17 protein-coding genes and 1 riboswitch are annotated in these 20,321 nt (G+C 68.7%); of the genes, 13 read left to right on the top strand and 4 right to left on the bottom strand.

The features are described from left to right. Nucleotides 1-2: 2 nt before the first annotated feature. The 5 genes from EV652_RS02630 to EV652_RS02605 all read left to right on the top strand — a co-directional run bounded on the left by EV652_RS02630 (nucleotide 3) and on the right by EV652_RS02605 (nucleotide 4,173). On the top strand, nucleotides 3-491 hold the full coding sequence (locus EV652_RS02630) for a hypothetical protein (protein ID WP_132207303.1): 489 nt from the start codon (nucleotides 3-5) through the stop codon (nucleotides 489-491). After that, nucleotides 488-1,426, top strand: a complete 939-nt coding sequence (locus EV652_RS02625; RefSeq protein WP_132207302.1) for a hypothetical protein — start codon at nucleotides 488-490, stop codon at nucleotides 1,424-1,426. The genes EV652_RS02630 and EV652_RS02625 overlap by 4 nt, the downstream gene beginning before the upstream one ends. A gap of 199 nt (nucleotides 1,427-1,625) precedes the next feature. Beyond that, nucleotides 1,626-1,940: a hypothetical protein gene (locus tag EV652_RS02620; protein ID WP_132207301.1), complete on the top strand. Its 315-nt coding sequence runs from the start codon at nucleotides 1,626-1,628 to the stop codon at nucleotides 1,938-1,940. Further along, nucleotides 1,912-2,883: a non-homologous end-joining DNA ligase gene (gene ligD, locus EV652_RS02615; protein WP_132207300.1), complete on the top strand. Its 972-nt coding sequence runs from the start codon at nucleotides 1,912-1,914 to the stop codon at nucleotides 2,881-2,883. Before EV652_RS02620 ends, ligD begins: the two co-directional genes overlap by 29 nt. Before the next feature lie 336 nt (nucleotides 2,884-3,219). After that, the gene (locus EV652_RS02605) at nucleotides 3,220-4,173 is read left to right on the top strand and encodes a phosphotransferase family protein (RefSeq protein WP_132207299.1); all 954 of its coding nucleotides are present in this window, start codon (nucleotides 3,220-3,222) and stop codon (nucleotides 4,171-4,173) included. Between the two features lie 22 nt (nucleotides 4,174-4,195). Here EV652_RS02605 and EV652_RS02600 read toward each other — a convergent pair whose 3' ends face one another. Continuing rightward, nucleotides 4,196-4,807, bottom strand: coding sequence for a TetR/AcrR family transcriptional regulator (locus EV652_RS02600; protein ID WP_132207298.1), 612 nt, complete (start codon nucleotides 4,805-4,807; stop codon nucleotides 4,196-4,198). 113 nt (nucleotides 4,808-4,920) lie between these two features. Between EV652_RS02600 and EV652_RS02595 the strand changes: the two genes are divergently transcribed. After that, on the top strand, nucleotides 4,921-5,850 hold the full coding sequence (locus tag EV652_RS02595) for an alpha/beta hydrolase (protein WP_132207297.1): 930 nt from the start codon (nucleotides 4,921-4,923) through the stop codon (nucleotides 5,848-5,850). 12 nt (nucleotides 5,851-5,862) lie between these two features. Here EV652_RS02595 and mug read toward each other — a convergent pair whose 3' ends face one another. Further along, nucleotides 5,863-6,357 carry a G/U mismatch-specific DNA glycosylase gene (gene mug, locus EV652_RS02590; protein ID WP_242001511.1) on the bottom strand — a complete coding sequence of 165 codons (495 nt, stop codon included), beginning with the start codon at nucleotides 6,355-6,357 and terminating at the stop codon, nucleotides 5,863-5,865. A 178-nt stretch (nucleotides 6,358-6,535) separates the two neighbouring features. Here mug and EV652_RS02585 point away from each other — a divergent pair, with 178 nt between their 5' ends. The 4 genes from EV652_RS02585 to EV652_RS02570 are packed head-to-tail and all read left to right on the top strand — an operon-like array spanning nucleotide 6,536 to nucleotide 11,936. After that, on the top strand, nucleotides 6,536-7,246 hold the full coding sequence (locus EV652_RS02585; RefSeq protein ID WP_132207296.1) for a Clp protease N-terminal domain-containing protein: 711 nt from the start codon (nucleotides 6,536-6,538) through the stop codon (nucleotides 7,244-7,246). A 9-nt stretch (nucleotides 7,247-7,255) separates the two neighbouring features. Continuing rightward, nucleotides 7,256-8,533 (top strand): serine hydrolase domain-containing protein, encoded by a 1,278-nt coding sequence (locus tag EV652_RS02580; RefSeq protein WP_132207295.1) that lies wholly within the window; start codon nucleotides 7,256-7,258, stop codon nucleotides 8,531-8,533. Nucleotides 8,534-8,578: 45 nt separating this feature from the next. Continuing rightward, nucleotides 8,579-9,976 carry a sigma 54-interacting transcriptional regulator gene (locus EV652_RS02575; protein WP_132207294.1) on the top strand — a complete coding sequence of 466 codons (1,398 nt, stop codon included), beginning with the start codon at nucleotides 8,579-8,581 and terminating at the stop codon, nucleotides 9,974-9,976. 1 nt (nucleotide 9,977) lies between these two features. Next, a complete protein-coding gene (locus tag EV652_RS02570) occupies nucleotides 9,978-11,936 on the top strand; it encodes a vWA domain-containing protein (RefSeq protein WP_132207293.1) in 1,959 nt (652 codons plus the stop codon). A gap of 44 nt (nucleotides 11,937-11,980) precedes the next feature. Here EV652_RS02570 and metE read toward each other — a convergent pair whose 3' ends face one another. Next, nucleotides 11,981-14,212, bottom strand: coding sequence for a 5-methyltetrahydropteroyltriglutamate--homocysteine S-methyltransferase (gene metE / locus EV652_RS02565; RefSeq protein ID WP_132207292.1), 2,232 nt, complete (start codon nucleotides 14,210-14,212; stop codon nucleotides 11,981-11,983). Between the two features lie 94 nt (nucleotides 14,213-14,306). Beyond that, nucleotides 14,307-14,526: riboswitch (cobalamin riboswitch) on the bottom strand. A gap of 427 nt (nucleotides 14,527-14,953) precedes the next feature. Here metE and ppdK point away from each other — a divergent pair. The 3 genes from ppdK (at nucleotide 14,954) to EV652_RS02550 (ending at nucleotide 18,857) form a co-directional block, all read left to right on the top strand. Then, a complete protein-coding gene (gene ppdK, locus EV652_RS02560; protein WP_255512560.1) occupies nucleotides 14,954-17,605 on the top strand; it encodes a pyruvate, phosphate dikinase in 2,652 nt (883 codons plus the stop codon). Nucleotides 17,606-17,647: 42 nt separating this feature from the next. Further along, nucleotides 17,648-18,502, top strand: coding sequence for a class I SAM-dependent methyltransferase (locus EV652_RS02555; RefSeq protein WP_132207290.1), 855 nt, complete (start codon nucleotides 17,648-17,650; stop codon nucleotides 18,500-18,502). Nucleotides 18,503-18,578: 76 nt separating this feature from the next. Beyond that, complete coding sequence (locus EV652_RS02550; RefSeq protein WP_132207289.1) at nucleotides 18,579-18,857, top strand: YciI family protein; 279 nt, start codon at nucleotides 18,579-18,581, stop codon at nucleotides 18,855-18,857. A 152-nt stretch (nucleotides 18,858-19,009) separates the two neighbouring features. On the opposite strand, the gene EV652_RS02545 is transcribed toward EV652_RS02550, so the two are convergent. Next, nucleotides 19,010-20,230 carry a hypothetical protein gene (locus tag EV652_RS02545; protein ID WP_132207288.1) on the bottom strand — a complete coding sequence of 407 codons (1,221 nt, stop codon included), beginning with the start codon at nucleotides 20,228-20,230 and terminating at the stop codon, nucleotides 19,010-19,012. Between the last annotated feature and the right edge of the window lie 91 nt (nucleotides 20,231-20,321).

Here is a 20,321-nt window from a genome sequence, read left to right as displayed (position 1 = left end):
CGATGTCACCCGTCGTCGTGCTGTTGCTGATCGCGGGGCTGTCGGAGGCTGCGGGGCGCGTCTTGCCCCTGGTAGCTCGCCGGCCCGGTATGTCTCGGCCGCTGGTGGCCGGATTGCTGATCGCGGGCGGTCTCATAGAGGCCACTGTGATCGCGTTGTGGCCGCTCACAGCGTGGACCCTTGCCGAACTGGTGATGCCCGCTGCGGCGCCGGACACCGCTGAGCTGGTGTGGACGACGGGCCTGATCGCGCCGCTGGTGCTCGCCGCCATCCTTGCGTTTCCGTGGCTCGGGCCCCTCCTGCACCTGCTGCTCCTGATCGGAGTCGGAGCCGGTCTGGCCGGAGCGCTCGCCACAGAGACCGGCCTGACCTGGGTAGTCGCCGCCGGTTGCGTGGCCGTCGCCGGAGTCGGGCTTGCTCTCGCGGTCGACGTCGTACGGCGTGTGGTCTCGATGCTCCTCGGGGCAGGGGTCCGGGAGGCGATCGCATGAACAACTTCCTGCTCTGGTTCGGCGGACTCGGGCTGGCTCTGATCATCGAAGGTCTGCTGGCCCGCTACGAGTTGCTTGCCTACAGCGTCGGTTGGCGTACCCCTATCACCGACCTCCCGGATGGCGTGCCCTATGCGCGGGGTGCGGCCGCTGACGGGCCGCCGGCGGCGTACCTGGTCTACCTCGATGGCATCGGCAAGCGCCGCGCCAGCGACACCCGGGACGGCGGCCAGTTGGTCAAGGCGCTGATCGCCGGGGCTCCGGAGCTGCGGGTACTTGGTCAGGTGCAGCCCTACTCACCACTGGCCGACCCGCTCGCTGATCGGCCCGTGTGGGCGTGGCTGCGTCGGCGCGCCGGGCTGTTGCTCTTCCTGCACAACGTCATGCAGACCTTCGTCGCCGCCGACCGTCGGTACCGGCCCTTCTACAACCGGGCTGTGGGCAACCAAATCGCGACTCAGCTCCGGCTCGCCGGCTACCAGCCCGACAGCGGCATCCCCGTGGTGCTGCTCAGCTACAGCGGCGGCGCCCAGGTCGCGACCGGTGCGGTGGACGAACTGCACACTCAGCTACGCGCCCCGCTCCTGCTGATCTTGCTCGGTGCATTCCACAACGGCGCCAACGACCTCACGTACGCCCAGCACTTGGACCAACTCACCAGTGCGAGCGACCGGATCGAGCGGGTCGGCACCTGGATCTTCCCCGAGCGCTGGCGGCTGTTCCGCCGTACCGGATGGAACCGAGCCGTCCGCGCCGGGAAGGTCACCGTGCATCGGCTCGACCCAGCCACCCATGTCGGGCCCCGTAGCTACATCAGCCCGACGGCCATGCTGCCCGACGGCCGCAGCCACCTCGACCGCACCGCCGACACGGTGATCGAGCTCATCCGCGCCCACCACACCGCAACCGCGGCGACCGACGACTCGTTGCCCTAGGCCCTGATTCTGCAGACCAGAACCCGGGCGGAGCAAGCCGCGCCGGTGCGCGGGCGCTGCGGCAGCGAGGCGTGTCGGCCTTTGTTTCCGGGAGATTTTGTTTGGGCTGATCTCTTGACCTGACCCTGCGATCGGGGCCACCTCTGTCGGCATTGGATTTACGAGTCACTTCCGAACCTGGTTCGTAAAGGGTGGTGCCGTGGCAATCGTCATCGGGGTCGTGACCCGTTCGACCCACCGGGTGGTCGAGCGCGGGTATCCGAGCGAGGCGGGGCAACCGCACAGTCGCGCGGTCGTGCGATTGTCGACAACCTCCGGGTGGACGAGGGACGAGTTGCTGGTCGCGCTGTGGGAAGGCGACCCGCGGATCGCGGTCGGAACGGTCGGGGTGGGCGACGACGAGATCGCGTTGAATCCGCAGACGGTGGAGGCTGGGGAGGACGTGGTGGTTCTCGATGCACCGGTGAGGCTTCTAAGCTCTGGGCATGGCGAGCAAGCCGGACGAGACGCGTGATGGGGTAGCGCTGACCAATCTGGATCAGCCGTTGTTCGACGATGCCGACGCGACCAAGCGGGATCTGGTCGACTATCTTGACGCCGTGCACGAGTGGATCCTGCCCGAACTGCGGAACCGGCCGCTCTCGGTGATCCGGATCCGGCCGGGGCAGCCGGCGTTCATGCAGAAGAACGTGCCCAAGTACACGCCCGAGTGGGTGAAGACGGTGTCGGTGTGGGCGGAGGCGTCCAAGCGTGAGGTGTCGTATGCGTTGTGCGACGATCGCCCGACGCTGCTGTGGTTCGCGAATCAGCGGGCTGTGGAGTACCACCCGACGCTGATGCGCGCGGATCGCTGGGATCGCGTCACCCATCTCGTGCTCGACCTCGACCCGCCGGAGGGGGAGACGTTCGCGATGGCGGTGCAGGCCGCCTTTCTGGTGCGGCAGGCGCTGACTGACGCCGGGCTGGCCGGGGCGGTGAAGACGAGTGGGGCGAAGGGCGTGCACGTCTTCGTGCCGATCGACGAGTCGGTGTCGATCGAGGACGCGGCGGCCGCGACCCGGGCGATCGCGGCGCGGGCCGAGCGGATCGATCCGGAGGTCGCGACGACGGCGTACATCAAGGAGGACCGGCACGGGAAGGTGTTCGTGGACTCGACGCGCTCCGGTGGAGCGACCGTCGTTGCGGCCTACAGTCCACGCGTTCGGCCCGGTACGCCGGTGTCGTTCCCGGTCGGCTGGGATGACCTCGACCGGGTCACCCCTCGCGACTTCACCGTCCGCACCGCGCCGGACCTGCTGGGCGGCGTAGACCGCTGGGCCGAACAACTGCCCGAACCACAAGCACTCCCGGAAGACCTCCTCGAGGAGGGTCGCGCCATTCCCGTCGCCCGAGTGGCAGCCATGCACGAAGGCAAACGCCGCAAGCGAGCCCGCGAAGCAGCCGGAGAGGAAGGCTGAGGGACCGCAGGATTAGGGCTGGGCGCGGTATCAGGCCGAGACCGGGGCTGGAGGTGGTCGCGGGGCGCCGAACGTGGTGCCGTCGGGTCGTGGTGCCGGCGGGGCCTGGTGCCGCGGGGAAGGTGCCGCGGGGCGTGGTGCCGGCGGGGCCTGGTGCCGCGGGGAAGGTGCCGCGGGGCGTGGTGCCGCGGGGCGTGGTGCCGCGGGTGGTGGCGGGGCGTGGTGCCGCGGGTGGTGGCGGGGCGTGGTGCCGGTGGAGTTTCTGACTGAGCAGCATGGCCATCGGCTCCGATAAGTCGGTCGCGCGTGCCGCCGTCCGGATGATGAGGTGGCACGGTGACCAACCACGACGAGGCGGCGGCCGTCCGACCGTTGACACTGGCTTGGGTGAACCGGCACCTGGAGGTCGGCGAACGGGTCGTCAGAACCGAGGCGCTGCACGGCGGCATCACTGCCGAAATGCGGAGGCTGACCATCGGCACGCGGGACGGGGGCACCCGTGACCTGGTGCTGCGGACCGTCGTGAACGTGGGGCACGCCGAGGACTGGCTGAACAGGGAGGCCGGCGCCCTGACCATGCTCACGGAGACCGGTGTGGGGGCTCCTGGACTGGTCGCGGTTGATCCGACCGCCGCGCATTGCGAGTATCCATCGCTCCTGATGACACATCTGGCGGGCCGGACGGTCCTCGACGATGAGGGATTGGAGACGCGCGTCCCACTGCTGGCCCGTCAACTCGTGGCGATCCACTCGTTGCGACCCGCCGAGCGGCCCCCGAAGTATGTGGCGTTGACGACCGCCGACACCGTCGTGACTCCGAAGGGCGCCGACGCGGCGGCATGGGCCGCGGCGATCGACGTGATCCGCAAGCCCGCCCCGCCCTATGAAGGGCGGTTCCTGCACCGGGACTTCCAGCCCGGCAACGTGCTGTTCGACGTGCCGCCCTCAGGGCCGGCTGGTGCCCGGATCACCGGCGTCGTCGACTGGGCAGGGACCTCTTGGGGACCAGCGGATCTCGATGTGGCGCACTGCTCCGCCAATCTCGCGCTGCTGCACGGCCCGGCGTGGGGTCTGCGGTTCGCTGAGGCGTATGAGGAGGCAGGCGGAGTGCTGGCCGCGGCCGCGAGCGAGCGGCTGTACTGGCTGGTGCGGGACGGGCTGGCGTTCTCAGAAGAAGTGCAGGTGGTGTCGCAGCCATGGCGGGAGGCAGGGAGGACAGACCTGACAACGCGAGCCGTGGAGGAGCGCCTGGATGCCTATGTCACCGCCCTGATGGACGCGCTGGGCTGAGCGGTCTGGCTGGTTCGCGAGGTTACGGCTCGTCGGCGGTTGTTTGGTCCAGGGCGCGCTGGCGGACCGGCAGGGTGGCGTCGAGGAGGAGTACGGCGGCCTCGCGGGCGCGGAGCGCGGGGTCGGCGGAGCCGGAGATGGCGGAGCGGGTGATCGCGCCTTCGCTGAGCAGGATGAGGTGGTCGGCGAGGCGCTCGGGGTCGGGGGCGCCGGCGTCCTTGGACAGCTCGGTCAGGGCTTGGCGGAAGCCTTCCTTGTGCTGCAGGGCCAGCTCGGCGACACGGGGTGAGACGGTGCCGAGCTCGCCGAAGGAGTTGATGAACGCGCAGCCGCGGTAGTCCCGCTGCAGGAACCAGTCGTGCAGGAAGTCGAACACCGCCAGCAGGCGGTCACGCGGCTCCGTGGCCGCGTCGAGGTGCTCGGCGAGCATCGACTTCCACAGGGCATCGCGGCGGTCCAAGTACGCCTCCACCAGCGTGTCCTTGGACGGGAACAGCTGGTACAGCCGCTTGAGCGATACCCCGGACGCCGTGCGGATCGCGTCCATCCCGACGGCCTGTACGCCGCGCTCGTAGAACAACTCGTCCGCCGCGTCCAGCACCTGCCGCTGTGCCGTCGCCGTATCGATCGTCATGGGCCTTCCCAAACCGTCGTGATCCGCGCCACGTTGCGCGGAGAACCATCGTTCTCCTAGAGTACAACACGACGGAGAGAACGCCCGTTCTCCCAAGCCAGGAGGAGATTCCGATGACCGTGCTCGAGCCCGCTGCCCAGGCCTTCGCCGACGCGACCGCCAAGCCGCCGTACCTGTTCCAGGTGCCGCCCACCGAGGGCCGCAAGCTGGTCGACGAGGTGCAGACCACCGACTATCCGAAGCTCGACATCGACGAGGAGTGGGTGACCGCGGCCGACGGTACGAAGGCGCGCATCATCAAGCCGGCCGGTGCGACCGACGTGCTGCCCGTCATCCTCTACATCCACGGCGCCGGCTGGGTGTTCGGCAACGCGCACACCCACGACCGGCTGGTCCGTGAGCTGGCCGTCGGTGCCGGTGCGGCTGTGGTGTTCCCGGAGTACGACCTCTCTCCGGAGGTGCGCTACCCGCACGCGCTGGAGCAGAACTACGCGGTCGCCCGGTGGATCATTGCTTCAGGCAAGGACCACGGGCTGGACCCGACCCGGCTGGCGATCGCGGGCGACTCGGTCGGCGGCAACATGACCGCCGCGGTGACGCTGCTCGCCAAGGAGCGGGGCGACGTGAAGTTCGTCCAGCAGGTGCTGTTCTACCCGGTCACCGACGCGTCCTTCGACACCGACTCGTACAAGGAGTTCGGCGAGGGCTACTTCCTCATGCGCGAGGGGATGAAGTGGTTCTGGGATCAGTACACGACCGACGAGCAGGAGCGGAACCAGATCACCGCGTCCCCGCTGCGCGCCACCACCGAGCAGCTGGCCGGACTGCCGCCGGCGCTGGTGATCACCGGTCAGGCCGACGTCCTGCGCGACGAGGGTGAGGCGTACGCCGCCAAGCTCCTCGAGGCCGGCGTGCCGACGACCGCCGTACGGTTCGCCGCGATCATCCACGACTTCGTCATGCTGGACGCGCTGCGCGACACCCACGCCGCCAACGCCGCGATCAACCTGGCGATCTCGACCCTGCGCACCGCGCTCAACTGACCCGCTCGAGGCTCAACTGACCCGCTCGAGTTCGGCGAAGGCGTCGGCGAGTTTGGGCAGGGTGTAATGCGCATTCAGTCCGCTCGGGTTCGGCAGGATCCAGACGCGGGTCTCGCCGATCATCCGGTCCTGTTTGCCCATCCGCGCCGTACGTTCACCGAAAGCATCCCGGTACGCCGTGACGCCCACGACGGCAAGCCATTCCGGCCGGTAGTGGAGAACCTTCTCGACCAGGTTCTGCCCACCGGCGACGTACTCCGCGCGGGTCAGTTCGTCGGCCCGCGCGGACGGACGATCGACGACGTTGGTGATGCCGAGGCGGTAGGTCAGCAACTCGGCCTGCTCGTCCGGCCGCAACTGCCGGGGCGTGAACCCACTCAGATGCAGCGCCGGCCAGAACCTGTTCCCGGGCCGGGCGAAGTGCTGGCCTCTCACGGCGGACATCAGCCCCGGGTTGATCCCACAGAACAGCACCCGCAACTCGTCGCCAATCACGTCTGCCAGCACGGTGGAAGGGTAGACCGGGACCGAACGACAGGAGGTAGTGGTCGCCACCGACCGGCCGCACGCCTGGAGTGCGCGCCCGCGAGCCAGCCACGCGGCAACACCTCCTGTCCTTAGGTCTCTCGCCGACCGCGTCAACCCAGGGTTGACGGGCGGCATTCGTCAACCTAGGGTTGACGGCATGACTCCTGGACCTGATTTGCAGCAACTGATTACGACGATCAAGGCGGACGCGGGCAGTGACGACGAGCTCGAGCAGCTTGCGACCGCGGCGACCACCATCAGTGAACTGACCAGCACCGGCGACGCGGCGCTCGGGTTCTTCGTGGACCGGGCCCGCGGTGCGGGGAAGTCGTGGGTCGAGATCAGCGCCGTGCTCGGTGTCAGCAAGCAGGCCGCCCACAAACGGTTCGCCGACTCCTGGACCGCCAAGCCGGCCTTCGATCGCTACACCAAGCGCACCCAGGCCGTGGTCAAGGCCGCGGCCGACGTGGCCCGCGGACGGAACCACGACTTCATCGGCACCGAGCACCTCTTGCTCGCGTTCTTCACCCAGCCCCAGGCGCTGGCCACCCAGGTCCTCGTCGACAAGGGCATCACCGAACAGTCCGTCCACGAGGCGGTCGACGTCTTGAGCCCGGCCGGACTGACTGCGCCGAAGTCGTTGGACGCCGGCAACCCGCCGTACACACGCCGGGCGGCCCACGTCCTGCAAGGTGCTGTGGGAGAGGCGCTGACCCTCGGCCACAACTACGTCGGGACCGAGCACCTCCTGCTCTCCTTCTACCGCGACTCGGCCGGCATCGCCACGAAGATCCTCCAGGACCAAGGCCTCGACGAGTCGGCGGCTTGGACCGCCCTCCGGGCGCTGCTCGAGGAGGCGTCGAAGTAGGTTGTGCGCATGCCTGACTGGTCTGCGCGGTTGAGTGAGTTGGCGGTGGCGGCGAAGGTTCCCGGTGCGGTGCTCGGGATCTGGTACGACGGCGAGACGACGATCGCGCCGTACGGCGTCCTGAACGCGGCGACCGGGGTCGAGGTGACGGCCGACTCGCTCTTCCAGATCGGGTCGATCAGCAAGCCGTGGACCGCGACCATGATCGTCCAGTTGGCGGCGGAGCAGAAGCTGAATCTTGACGACCCGGTCGTCAAACTGTTGCCCGAGGCACCGATCGATTCGCGGGTCACGGTCCGTCACCTGCTCACTCACACCAGCGGGATCGACGGTGACGTGTTCACCGACACCGGCCGCGGTGACGACTGCGTCGAGAAGTACGTCGGACTGCTCGGCGACGTGGACAGTCTGTTCGAGCCCGGTACGGCGTACTCCTACTGCAACGCCGGATTCGTCCTGCTCGGGCGGATCATCGAAGTCCTCGACGGCCGGACCTGGGACGAGTCGCTCAAGGCCAGACTGGTCGAGCCACTCGGGTTGACCAAGACGGTCACGCTGCCGGAGGAAGCGATCCTGCATCGGGCCGCACTCGGGCACCTGCTGGCCGACGGTTCGCCGGTCAAGACCTGGCAGCTCCCGCGCAGCATCGGCCCGGCCGGGCTGGTTACGCAGAGTGCGGGCGACCTGCTGGAGTTCGCCCGGATGCACCTGACCGACGAGCGATACGCGGCCATGCAGGAGCCACAGGTTCCGTACGCCGGCGGCATCGGCGGCTTCAGCGACCTCGGTCTGGCCTGGCGCATCTACGACTGGAGTGGCCGCACACTCGTCGGCCACGACGGTACGACGATCTCCCAGTTGGCGTTCTTGCGCATCGACCCCGAGGCGCGCCTCGTCATGTGCCTGCTGACCAACTCCGGCAACGGCTCCACGCTGTTCGAGTCGCTCGCGTCCGAGGTCTTCACGCACTACGTCGGCGTGGCGCATCCGGAGCCGCCGCAACCCGTCGACGAACCGATCGACGATCGTCACGTCGGCCGCTACGAACGGGCCAGCGTGCGGCTGGACGTCGTACGGCGGGAGGACGGGCTGGTGATGCGCTACCAGGCGACGGGGGAGCGGCTGGCGTTCGCCGAGGAGCCGGTGCACGAGTACGAGCTGCGGCCGACCCTGCCTGCCGATGGCAACCACTTCGTCACCCGGGAGTCGCCCACGCACCCGTGGGTCCCGGTCACCTTCACGCCGACGCACGTGTTCACCTCGGGCCGGGTTACCCCCAGGCGATGAGATAAAGCGTGTGCGGTTTGGGGCGAGCGAGCTAACGTCTTCAGGGTGACTAGTGCACCTGCTGAACTTCCCACTAAGGCCGGTGACCTCCGGGCCGCCGGACATCTTCCACGGTCGATCAAGGCCGAGATCCGTGACAATCTGCTGAAGGAACTCCGGGCCGGGCGTGACCCGTGGCCCGGGATCGTCGGATTCACCCGGACGGTGATTCCGCAACTCGAACGCGCCCTGCTCGCGGGGCATGACGTCGTACTGCTGGGTGAGCGCGGTCAGGGCAAGACCCGGCTGTTGCGCACCCTGGTGGGCCTGCTGGACGAGTGGACCCCGGTGATCGAGGGCGCCGAGCTGCCCGAGCACCCGCTCGAGCCGATCACGCCCGCGTCGCGTCGCCGGGCCGCCGAGCTCGGTGACGACCTCCCGGTGACCTGGCTGCACCGGAGCCTGCGGTACGCCGAGAAGCTCGCGACACCCGATACGTCCGTCGGTGACCTGATCGGTGACGTGGACCCGGTCAAGGTGGCCGAGGGTCGCAGCCTGGGTGATCCGGAGACCATCCACTTCGGTCTGGTGCCGCGGTCGCATCGCGGGATCGTCGCGATCAACGAGCTGCCGGACCTGGCCGAGCGGATCCAGGTCGCGCTGCTGAACGTGATGGAGGAGCGCGACATCCAGGTCCGCGGGTACACGCTGCGGCTGCCGCTCGACGTGTTGCTGGTGGCAACGGCCAACCCGGAGGACTACACCAACCGCGGCCGCATCATCACGCCGCTGAAGGACCGCTTCGGCGCCGAGGTCCGGACCCACTACCCGCTCGACATCGACGCCGAGGTGGACGTGATCCGCCAGGAGGCCGAGTTCACCGCCGAGGTCGGCGAGCCGCTGCTGGAGGTGCTGGCCCGGTTCGTCCGGCACCTGCGGGAGTCGAACGCGATCGACCAGCGGTCGGGTGTGTCGGCCCGGTTCGCGGTGGCCGCCGCCGAGACGATCGCGGCGGCCGCGTTGCGGCGTAGTGCGATCACCGGTGAGGAGCCGGCCGTCGCGCGTCCGGTCGACCTGGAGGCAGTGCCTGCCGTACTGCGGGGCAAGCTCGAGTTCGAGCCGGGTGAAGAAGGACGCGAGATCGAGCTGCTCGAGTACCTGCTGCGCCGGTCGGTGGCGGACACCGCGCGGGAACGGTTCGCCGGTCTCGACCTCAGCCCGCTCGCCCACGCTATTGCCGACGGCAACCTTGTGACCACGGGTGAACGGGTGCCGGGCCGGGACGTGCTCGCGGCGTTGCCCGAGCTGCCGGTGCTGCACGATGTTGCTGCCCGGGCCGGCGTCGAGCCGGACGAGTCGCCAGGACGCATCGCGGCGGCGGTCGAGCTCGCCTTGGAAGCGCTGTACCTGTCCAAGCGCGTAGCGAAGGACGCCGACAACGACACGACCATCTACGGGGTCTGACATGTCGGCGCCCATACCGGAAGGCTGGTCCTACGGGCCGTGGCATGACGGGCCGGATCCGCTCGCCGCGCCGGTGGATCTGCGCGACGCGCTGGACGAGATCGGCCGCGACGTGATGAATGGTTCGTCGCCGCGGTCCGCGCTGGAGGAGATGCTCCGGCGCGGCACCCGGAGTACGCAGGGCCTGGACGATCTCACCCGCAGGTTGTGGGAGCGCCGCCGCGAGATCCAGCGGCGGCACAACCTCGACGGCACCCTGCGCGATGTGCAGCGGTTGCTGGACGAGGCGTTGGAGGCTGAGCGCCGCGAGCTGTTCCCGAACCCGTCCGACGACGCCCGGTTCAAGGAGGCCGAGCTCGACGCGCTTCCGGCTGGTACGGCGGCCGCGGTCCGCGAGCTGGCCAACTACCAGTGGGAGTCGTCGGAGGCACGGGAGAAGTACGAGGAGATCCGGGAGTTGCTCGGCCGGGAGCTGCTCGGGTCGCGGTTCGAGGGTATGAAGGAGGCACTGCAGCAGACCACGCCGGAGGACGTTGCCCGGATCAACGAGATGCTGACCGACCTGAACGCGTTGCTCGCCGCACACGCACAAGGCCGGCCGGACGTCCCGCAGTTGTTCGACGAGTTCATGGCCAAGCACGGCGAGTTCTTCCCGGAGAATCCACAGAACGTCGACGAACTGATCGACGTGCTGGCGCAGCGGGCGGCCGCGGCGCAGCGGATGCTCAACTCGATGACCCCGGAACAGCGGGCCGAGTTGATGGAGCTGTCGCAGCAGGCGTTCGGCAGTCCGCAGCTCGCCCAGCAGTTGGCGCAGTTGGATGCACAACTGCAGGGGCTCCGGCCCGGGGAGGACTGGAGCGGTTCGGAACGGATGAGCGGTGACGATCCGCTTGGTCTCGCCGAAGGTGCGCGGGCGATGTCGGATCTGGCCGAGCTGGATGCGCTGGCCGAGCAGCTCGCGCAGTCCTATCCGGGTGCGCGGCTGGAGGACATCGATCTCGAGGCACTCACCCGGCAACTCGGCGATGAGGCGACGGTCGATGCGCGTCGGCTGAGCGAGCTCGAGCGACAACTTCGCGACCAAGGGTTGCTGGAACGTGCGCCCGATGGATCGTTGCGGTTGTCGCCGAAGGCGCTGCGGCAACTCGGTCAGACTGCGTTGGCCGACGTACTGCGGACTGCTCGGGGCTCAGGTGAACGCGACGCGGCCAATGCCGGTGCGGCCGGTGAGTTGAGTGGCTCCACGCGGCAGTGGCAGTTCGGCGACACCCAGCCGTGGGACGTGCCTCGGACGGTGCGGAACGCCGTACTGCGGACAGCTTCCCGCAGTGGCTCGGTCAAGCTCGACGTGGCCGATGTGGAGATCGCGGAGACCGAGCATCGGGCGCGGGCCGCGGTCGCGTTGCTCGTGGACACCTCGTGGTCGATGGTCCAGGAGGGCCGTTGGCTGCCGATGAAGCGGACGGCGCTCGCGCTGCACCAACTCATCTCGACGCGGTACCGGAACGACGCACTCCAGTTGATCACCTTCGGGCGGTACGCCGGAGTCGTCGAGCTCCCGCAGTTGATCGGGATGGAGGGCACCTGGGAGCAGGGGACGAACGCGCATCACGCCCTGCTGCTGGCCGGCCGTCACCTGCGTCGTCATCCGGACGCGCAGCCGGTCGTGCTGATGGTGACCGACGGCGAGCCGACCGCTCACCTCGAGCCGGACGGTATGGCGGAGTTCTCCTATCCACCTGAGCCGGCGACGTTGCGGAAGACGATCTTCGAGGTGGATCGGCTGGCCAAGCTGGGCGCTTCGCTGACTGTGTTCAGGCTCGGCGACGATCCACGGCTCAACGCCTTCGTCGATCTGCTCGCCCGGCGCAGCGGCGGTCGCGTGCTGGCGCCCGACGTCGATGGCCTCGGCGCAGCCGTTGTCGGCGACTACCTGAGGACCCGCCGCAAGCTGTGACCGCACGACCGGGGACAGAGCATTCTGTCCCCGGTCGGCTGGTTTCAGAGCGTTGCGCGGACCTGCTGGGTGGCGGTGGCCAGGTTGCGCAAGGCCGGCTCGACCTCGGCATAGCTGCGGGTCTTCAGGCCGCAGTCCGGGTTGATCCACAGCTGTTCGGCGGGCGTCGTAGCCAGGGCTGACCGGATCAGCGCGGTCATTTCCTCGGCGCTCGGAACCCGCGGCGAGTGGATGTCGTAGACGCCGGGCCCGACGCCGCGCCGGAAGCCGGCGGAGGCCAGGTCCGCCAGCACCTCCATCCGCGACCGCGCTGCCTCGATCGTGGTGACGTCCGCGTCCAGCCCGTCGATCCCGGTGATCACCGCGCCGAACTCCGAGTAGCACAGATGCGTGTGCACCTGGACCGACGCAGGTGCGCCACCGGTGGCCAGCCGGAACGCACCGACCGACCAGTCGAGGTACGCCTTCCGATCGGCCTCGCGCAGCGGGAGCAGTTCGCGCAGCGCCGGTTCGTCGACCTGGATGATCCGGATCCCGGCCTCGGCCAGGTCGGCGACCTCGTCGCGCAACGCCAGCGCGACCTGGTCCGCGGTCACCTGCAAGGGCTGGTCGTCGCGGACGAACGACCACGCCAGCATCGTCACCGGCCCGGTCAGCATGCCCTTGACCGGCCGGATCGTGAGCGACTGGGCGTACGACGTCCACGGCACCGTCATCGCGGTCGGTCGGGACACCTCGCCGTACAGGATGGGCGGCCGGACACAGCGGCTGCCGTACGACTGGACCCAGCCGAGTCGGGTGGTGGCGTAGCCGTCGAGCCGCTCGGCGAAGTACTGGACCATGTCGTTGCGCTCGGGCTCGCCGTGGACGAGGACGTCCAGACCGAGGTTCTCCTGCAGCCGGATCACGTCGGCGATCTCGGCCCGCATGCGCTCGTCGTAGGTGGCCTCGTCGATCCGGCCGGCTCGTAGGTCGGCCCGGGTCCGGCGGAGGTCGGCGGTCTGCGGGAACGACCCGATGGTCGTGGTGGTGAGCAACGGGAGTCCGAGTGATTGCTGCGCTTCGCGGCGTTCGTCGTACGACGCTCGTTGCCTGTCCTCGGGGTGGATCGCGGCGACTCGTTCGCGGACGGCCTGCTCGCGGGCCAGGTCGGACTCCTTGACCGGGCCACCTGCCGGCGTGGTGAGGTCGACGTCTACACCTTCGGCAGAGCTCAGCGCGCGGCCGAGCAGGACGACCTCGTCGACCTTCTGACGAGCGAACGCGAGGCGCTCCCGCACGCGCGGATCCAGCTCGTCCTCGACCTCCACGTCGTACGGGACGTGCAGGAGCGAGCAGGACGTGGAGACCTCGAGTCGGCCGACAGAGCCGAGCAGAGTGGCGCAGGTGGAGAGTGCGTCCCCCAGTGGGGTGCGCCAGACGTTGCGGCCGTCCACCACGCCCGCGACGACGGTCTTGCGTTGCAGCGACGGCAGTGCGGCGATCCGCGGGACCATGCCGGGTGCGGAGACCAGGTCCAGGGCTAGACCGTCCACGCCTGTGGACGCCAGCACTGGCAACGCTGGACCCGGGTCACCGAAGTAGGTCGCCACCAAGAGGCGTGGGCGGTCGGTGAGGGCCGCGAGCTTGTCGTAGGTACGCCGGAGCGCGTCGAGCTCGGCCGGTGTGCGGTCCTGGACCAGAGCCGGTTCGTCGAACTGCACCCAGTCGACGTCCAGTTGGCCGAGCAACTCGGCATACACGTCAACGAGTTGGTCCAGCAGGCTCAAGGGCTCGCAGTCTGGGGATTTGGAAAGCAAGAGGAAGGTGAGCGGCCCGATGAGGACCGGGCGCAGTGCGACACCGAGGTCGCGTGCTTCGGCGAGTTCGGTGACGAGCTTGGCCGGGTTCAGCCGGAAGACCGTGCTCTTGTCGAGTTCCGGGACCAGGTAGTGGTAGTTCGTGTCGAACCACTTGGTCAGTTCGAGCGGTACGACGCCGTCGCGGCCGCGGGCCATGGCGAAGTACGTGTCGAGGCCGGACAGGCCCAGTCCGCGGAAGCGTTCCGGGACGGCGCTGAACAGTTCGACGTGGTCGAGCATCTGGTCGTAGTACGAGAAGGTGTTGCCGGGGATCACGTCGAGGCCGGCCAGATCGCGCCAGGTGTCGGCGCGGAGTTGGCGGGCGGTTGCCTCCAGGTCGGCGGCGTCGGTGCTGCCGGACCAGTACTTCTCGACGGCTTGCTTGAGTTCGCGGGCTGCCCCGATGCGCGGGTAGCCCAGCACTGTTGTGTTCACGTCTCTCTCCTCGCGAGCGTGCCGATGGATCGGCGGGGTCGCGATGACGCCGGTCGGGTCCTCCCACGAGACCACCGATCCTCCGCGCACCCGGCTGGGGCGCGGACCGGCGGCAGGTCTTCGGACTCACGGGCGGACCGGCCACTGGCCGGTGTCCTACTGGCCGTCGCTTCCCGGACGAGGTGTCCAGTGCTGTTGACGGCGGTCGTTCCCGTTCACCGCTGCGGGGCAGTCCCGGATTCACACCGGGTTCCCTCTTGCCTCGCCCGGCACGTACTGCGTGTGCCAGGCGAACCGTCGGCACTGCGAGCGTATCCGCTTCCGCTCGCGGCCGCCGGTGTCCGAGACAAAGTCCACTCAGCGGACGCGTCGGGCCTTGCCCGGGTCCGGTGTGCCGGTGGTGAGAAGGGTGGCGAGCAGCTCGACGCCGTCAACGAGCCGAGGGCCGCCGACTGTAGACCGCGGCCGGCCATGAAGCACGCCAGTACCCAACTGAAGGGTGGGTGAGCAGCTGCTTCTGCGATTCCACGTCAAACGTGCTGATTGTCTCGCGTTGTCAACCAGGGAAGGGTTTTCCGGCCTTCGACCTGTGGGCAGGGTCACGTCGACATCGTGAGACCAGTGTTCAACTGGACTGGTTTTTGGGCTTACTCTGAAAACACGCCCCCGCCACCGGAGTCGATGGGCCGAGCGGGCCATCTCACCGCGCCGCAAACACCGCCTGAAACCCAGGGAGTGATCGTGTCGAATCTCGTCTACGACTTCGCCGAAGGCAACAAGGACATGAAGGAGCTGCTCGGCGGGAAGGGGGCGAACCTGGCCGAGATGACGAATCTCGGCCTTCCCGTGCCGCCCGGTTTCACCATCACCACCGAAGCCTGCAAGGTCTACCTGCGGACCGGAGCGGTCCCGCCGGAGCTGGCCGACGAGATCGACCACCATGTCGACGTACTGCAGCAGAAGATGGGCAAGAAGCTCGGCCAGGCCGACGACCCGCTGCTGGTGTCGGTCCGCTCCGGTGCGGCGGCGTCGATGCCGGGCATGATGGAGACGGTCCTCAACGTCGGCCTGAACGACGATTCGGTCAACGGTCTGGCCCACCAGTCCGGCAACCCGCGGTTCGCCTGGGACGCGTACCGGCGGCTGATCCAGATGTTCGGCAAGACCGTGCTCGCGATGGACGGTGAGGTCTTCGAGCAGGCGCTGGATGCGGCCAAGGACGCAAAGGGCGCGCGCAGCGACCTCGACCTGGACGCCGACGACCTGAAGGCGTTGGTCGAGACGTTCAAGCACGCCGTGCACGAGCACACCGGCCGGGAGTTCCCGCAGGACCCGCGCACCCAGATGGACCTCGCGATCGCGGCGGTCTTCGGCTCCTGGAACTCCGAGCGGGCGATCCTCTACCGCCGCCAGGAGCGGATCGGCACCGACCTCGGTACGGCGGTCAACATCTGCTCGATGGTGTTCGGCAACCTCGGCATGGACTCCGGCACCGGCGTCGCGTTCACCCGCGACCCCTCCACCGGTCAGCCCGGTGTGTACGGCGACTACCTGCAGAACGCGCAGGGCGAGGACGTCGTGGCCGGCATCCGCAACACCGTTCCGCTGGCGGACATGGAGCAGCTCGACAAGACGTCGTACGACGAGCTGATGGCGATCATGGCCAAGCTCGAGGGGCACTACCGCGACCTGTGCGACATCGAGTTCACCGTCGAACGCGGCAAGTTGTGGATGCTGCAGACCCGGGTCGGCAAGCGCACCGCGGCGGCCGCGTTCCGGATCGCGACCAGCCTGATCGACGAGGGCGTGATCGACACCGACGAGGCGCTCCGCCGGGTCACGGGCGCCCAGTTGGCGCAGCTGATGTTCCCGCGGTTCGATGCGGACGCGGAGAAGGAGAAGATCGCCAAGGGGATCGGTGCGTCCCCGGGCGCGGCCTCGGGCACCGTCATCTTCACCTCGGCCGCCGCGGTGGAGGCCGCGGACAAGGGCGAGAAGGTGATCCTGGTCCGGCGCGAGACGAACCCGGACGACCTGCACGGCATGATCGCGGCACAGGGCATCCTGACCAGCCGCGGCGGCAAGACCTCGCATGCGGCCGTGGTCGCCCGCGGCATGGGCAAGACCTGTGTCTGCGGTGCCGAGGAACTCGACGTGAATGTTGCCCAGGGCACCATCACGGTGAACGGCACGGTGATCGAGGAGGGCGAGACGATCTCGATCGACGGCACCACCGGCGAGGTGTTCCGCGGTGAGGTCCCGGTCGTCCCGTCCCCGGTCGTCCAGTACTTCGAAGGATCGCTGCACGCCGACGACGGTGACGAACTGGTGGCCGCCGTCCACCGGCTGATGACCCATGCCGATGAGGTACGGCGCCTCGGCATCCGAACGAACGCGGACACGGCTGACGACGCGGCCCGGGCGCGTCGGTTCGGGGCCGAGGGAATCGGGCTGTGCCGGACCGAGCACATGTTCCTGGGGGAGCGGCGCGAGTCGGTCGAGCGGCTGATCCTGGCCGACAACGACGCCGATTGTGCGGCCGCGCTGGCCGAGTTGGAGCCGCTGCAGCGCGGTGACTTCCTCGAGTTGCTGGCCGCGATGGACGGGCTGCCGGTGACGATCCGGCTGATCGACCCGCCGCTGCACGAGTTCCTGCCGTCGATGGAGGAGCTCGCGGTCAAGGTCGCACTGGCGCGCGAACGAGGTCAGGACCCGGGGCACGACGCGGCGCTGCTGACCGCGGTCGAGCGGCTGCACGAGGAGAACCCGATGCTCGGCCTGCGCGGGGTCCGGCTCGGCCTGGTCATCCCCGGCCTGTTCGCCATGCAGGTCCGGGCGATCGCATCCGCGGCCGCCGAGCTGCGCGAGCAGGGCAAGGATCCCCGGCCGGAGATCATGATCCCGCTGGTCGGCGCGGTCCAGGAGCTGATGCTGGCGCGCGACGAGGTCGAAGGTGTGCTCGCCGAGGTGGGCGTGGAGTCGATCCCGATCGGCACGATGATCGAGTTGCCGCGCGCTGCGGTGATCGCGGACCAGATCGCCGAGGCGGCCGACTTCTTCTCGTTCGGCACCAACGACCTGACCCAGACCACCTGGGGCTTCAGCCGGGACGACGTCGAGGGCGCGTTCTTCTCCCGCTACCTGGAGAAGGGCATCTTCGCTGTGTCGCCGTTCGAGTCGATCGACCGCGAGGGCGTCGGCGCGCTGGTCCGCACCGGAGTCGAGCGCGGCCGGGCCACCAAGCCCGACCTCAAGCTCGGCATCTGCGGTGAGCACGGCGGCGACCCGGACAGCATCCAGTTCTTCCACGAGGTCGGCCTGGACTACGTCTCCTGCTCGCCGTTCCGCATCCCGGTCGCCCGGCTGGAGGCCGGCCGCTCCGCGCTGGACTGAAAATGAGCAGCGCTCCCGGCTCATGCTCACTAACCTGCCAGCATGAGTCGGGAGCAGCTGCGCCAGACATTCGGGGAAGACGCCGAGCTGTACGACCGGGTCAGACCGGCCTACCCACCCGCCCTGTACGACGACATCGCGGACCTTCTCGGGAATCCGGATCAGCTGCGAGTGCTGGAGATCGGCCCCGGCACCGGTCAGGCGACGGCACCGATGGTCGAGCGCGGCTGGTCGGTCACCGCGATCGAGTTGAGTCCCGACCTGGCCCGGGTCGCGCAGTCCAAGCTGCCCGAGGCCGAGGTGATCGTGGCGGACTTCGACAGCTGGGAGTTGCCGGCCGCGACGTACGACCTCGTCATCTCGGCCACCGCGTTCCACTGGCTCGACCCGGCGACCCGGGTCGCTCGGTGTGCCGACGTACTGCGGCCGGGCGGGCTGCTCGCCGTGGTGTCGACCGAACACATCCTCGGCGGCAGCGTGCAGTTCTTCGCGGACATGATGGATTGCTACCAGCGGTTCATGGACGATGCCGACACGACCGGTCTGCAGCCGGCGGATGCCATTCCGCAGGACTCGTCCGAGGTCGACGCGACCGGCCGATTCGAGCCGGTCGAGTTCCGGCGGTACGAGTGGGAGCTCACCTATACGACCTCGGAGTACCTCGATCTGCTGTCGTCGTACTCCGGACATCGGGCCTTGACAACCGAGCGGCGTGACGGACTGTACGGCTGTATCAGCGCTCTCATCGACGCCGGCGGGGGTTCGATTACCAAGCGTTACCTGACTCAACTGTCCGCAGCAGTTTCCTTAACCAACCCCTTGCATCCGGGCTTGTCGACCAGTGAAAATAACCGGGCGGGAAGGGCGATCACTCGTCGACTTTCGGGTCTGACCTGAACCAGCCGCTGTGGCGGCTCGTGACTCCCTTCCCGCACCAAATTCCCTTGTATTCGGGCCGTGTAGGGTTTTCGGCATGGCCCTTTTTGTCGTGCAACTGCGCTTCGACCTCGCCGAGACCGACCGCCGGCTGGAGGTCCGTCCGGCCCATCGCGACTACCTGACCTCGCTCAAGGAGGCCGGCAAGCTCGTCGCCGCCGGACCGTTCACCGACCAGACCGGCGCGCTGCTGGTGTACGACGTCGCCGACGAGGCCGAGCTGCGCGACATCCTGGCCAAGGACCCGTACACCCCAGCCAACATCTACGAGATCGCCACCCTCGCCGAGTGGCAACCCCTCTTCCCCTTCAGCTGACCTCCCGCACCCTCTCCCGGCCCGCGTGCATTTGAGGGGATAACCGGCTCACCTTGCCCCTTCTGTGCTCGTATTCAGAGCAGAGAAGGGGCATTTGAGCGGTTATCCCCTCAAATGCGCCAGGGGCGGGGAAGGGGAGGCGCGGGGGTGGGTCAGGCTTCGGCGCCCTCGAGGTCGAGGTGGTCGACGTAGGCCCAGAGCCAGACGAGGGGGGCGAGTACCAGTTCGGGCTCGCCGTCCTCGTCGGCGACGAACACCATCGACGCTTCGCCGTTGGAGATGTCCTCGATCACCGCGTCGCACACCTCGACCGCGGCGTCGAACGGCAGCAACCGCGGCCCGTGCTCCCAGCGCGGCTGGGGGAGCGGGAGCACCGGTGCCTCGTCGGTGCCGTCGAGCTCGACCGACACCTTCTGCAGCTCCTCGTAGAGGTCGAAGGTGATCAGCCCGGCGAGCGGGCGGCCGTCGAGACCGATCAGATACGGGTCGTCGGAGCCGCGGCGGAAGTTGTCCCGCAGATCCGGGAACGCGGCCTTCAGGTCGGCCGCTTCCAGGTACGGCGCTTCGGCCGGATCGTCGTCGTCCTCGACCTCGACCAGGCCGCTGCGCATCTGGTCGAACTGGTGCAGCAGGTCGTTCAGCTCGTCGTACGCACCGCCGCCCGGTGCCTTCTCCGCACGGTTCTCCAGGTCGCGCAGGTGCTCGACCAGGTCGTCCTCGAAGTGCAGTTCGTACCGCGGCAGCCCGGGCTCGCGGCCGGCGTTGATCTGGGCGACCAGTTGGGTCGCCACCGGACCGAGCCGATCGGCCAGGACCTCGAGCGGGGTGGTCGGCTTCTCCTCGTCGTCGTGCGCGCAGGAGTCGTCCTCGACCTTTCCCTCGTTGTCCATCGCCAGCAGCACCTGGAACGCGGGGAAGGCGAGCAGCGCCGCGGTCGCCATCATTCCGTCGCCGATCAGCATCAGCGGGTTCCCGCCCGCCTCGGTCCGGCGCAGATGATCAGGCAGCAGTACGGCGGCCTGCTCGACGTTCACCTGGCTGGCCAGCGAGGACAGGCCGTGGTCGGTGTCCACGCCGAGCAGCTCGATCAGCCGCTCGGAGCTCATGTCGAAGTGGGAGCGCAGGTAGTAGCGCAGCCAGCCGGCGTCGACCGGGTTGGCCAGCAACTCCGCGATCCGGGCCCGGAAGTCGGCCAGGTCCGCGATCGCCAGCACGACCAGCACCGGCTGGTCGCCGTCGCCGATGACCAGCGGCCGGGTGTCGCCGTCCTGGAAGCCGTCGATCACCGAGTGCAGGCTGTCCGCCGCCGCCTCGAGCGGCCACGACTCCGCCTCGAACTCGTTCACCACCGCGGCGGAGGTGTCGTCGGGCATCTGCTGGTCCTCTCCGGGTGGCGGCGGGAGTTGGGGCAACTGTAGGCGGCTGACGCGGCCACCCGCTGTAGGGGGCCTGTCGGGGGTGGTC

This window comes from Kribbella steppae (genome assembly GCF_004342025.1).
GTDB classification, from domain to species: Bacteria; Actinomycetota; Actinomycetes; order Propionibacteriales; family Kribbellaceae; genus Kribbella; species Kribbella steppae.
Note: the sequence above shows the minus strand (reverse complement) of the source record. Positions and strands in the feature narration are given on the sequence as shown.

Coding starts and splice junctions, on each gene's coding strand:
- EV652_RS02600 (WP_132207298.1), bottom strand. CDS start 4,807: ATGACGATCGATACGGCGACGGCACAGCGGCAGGTGCTGGACGCGGCG.
- EV652_RS02570 (WP_132207293.1), top strand. CDS start 9,978: ATGTCGGCGCCCATACCGGAAGGCTGGTCCTACGGGCCGTGGCATGAC.
- ligD (WP_132207300.1), top strand. CDS start 1,912: ATGGCGAGCAAGCCGGACGAGACGCGTGATGGGGTAGCGCTGACCAAT.
- EV652_RS02585 (WP_132207296.1), top strand. CDS start 6,536: ATGACTCCTGGACCTGATTTGCAGCAACTGATTACGACGATCAAGGCG.
- EV652_RS02545 (WP_132207288.1), bottom strand. CDS start 20,230: ATGCCCGACGACACCTCCGCCGCGGTGGTGAACGAGTTCGAGGCGGAG.
- EV652_RS02580 (WP_132207295.1), top strand. CDS start 7,256: ATGCCTGACTGGTCTGCGCGGTTGAGTGAGTTGGCGGTGGCGGCGAAG.
- EV652_RS02595 (WP_132207297.1), top strand. CDS start 4,921: ATGACCGTGCTCGAGCCCGCTGCCCAGGCCTTCGCCGACGCGACCGCC.
- EV652_RS02625 (WP_132207302.1), top strand. CDS start 488: ATGAACAACTTCCTGCTCTGGTTCGGCGGACTCGGGCTGGCTCTGATC.
- EV652_RS02550 (WP_132207289.1), top strand. CDS start 18,579: ATGGCCCTTTTTGTCGTGCAACTGCGCTTCGACCTCGCCGAGACCGAC.
- EV652_RS02555 (WP_132207290.1), top strand. CDS start 17,648: ATGAGTCGGGAGCAGCTGCGCCAGACATTCGGGGAAGACGCCGAGCTG.
- EV652_RS02630 (WP_132207303.1), top strand. CDS start 3: ATGTCACCCGTCGTCGTGCTGTTGCTGATCGCGGGGCTGTCGGAGGCT.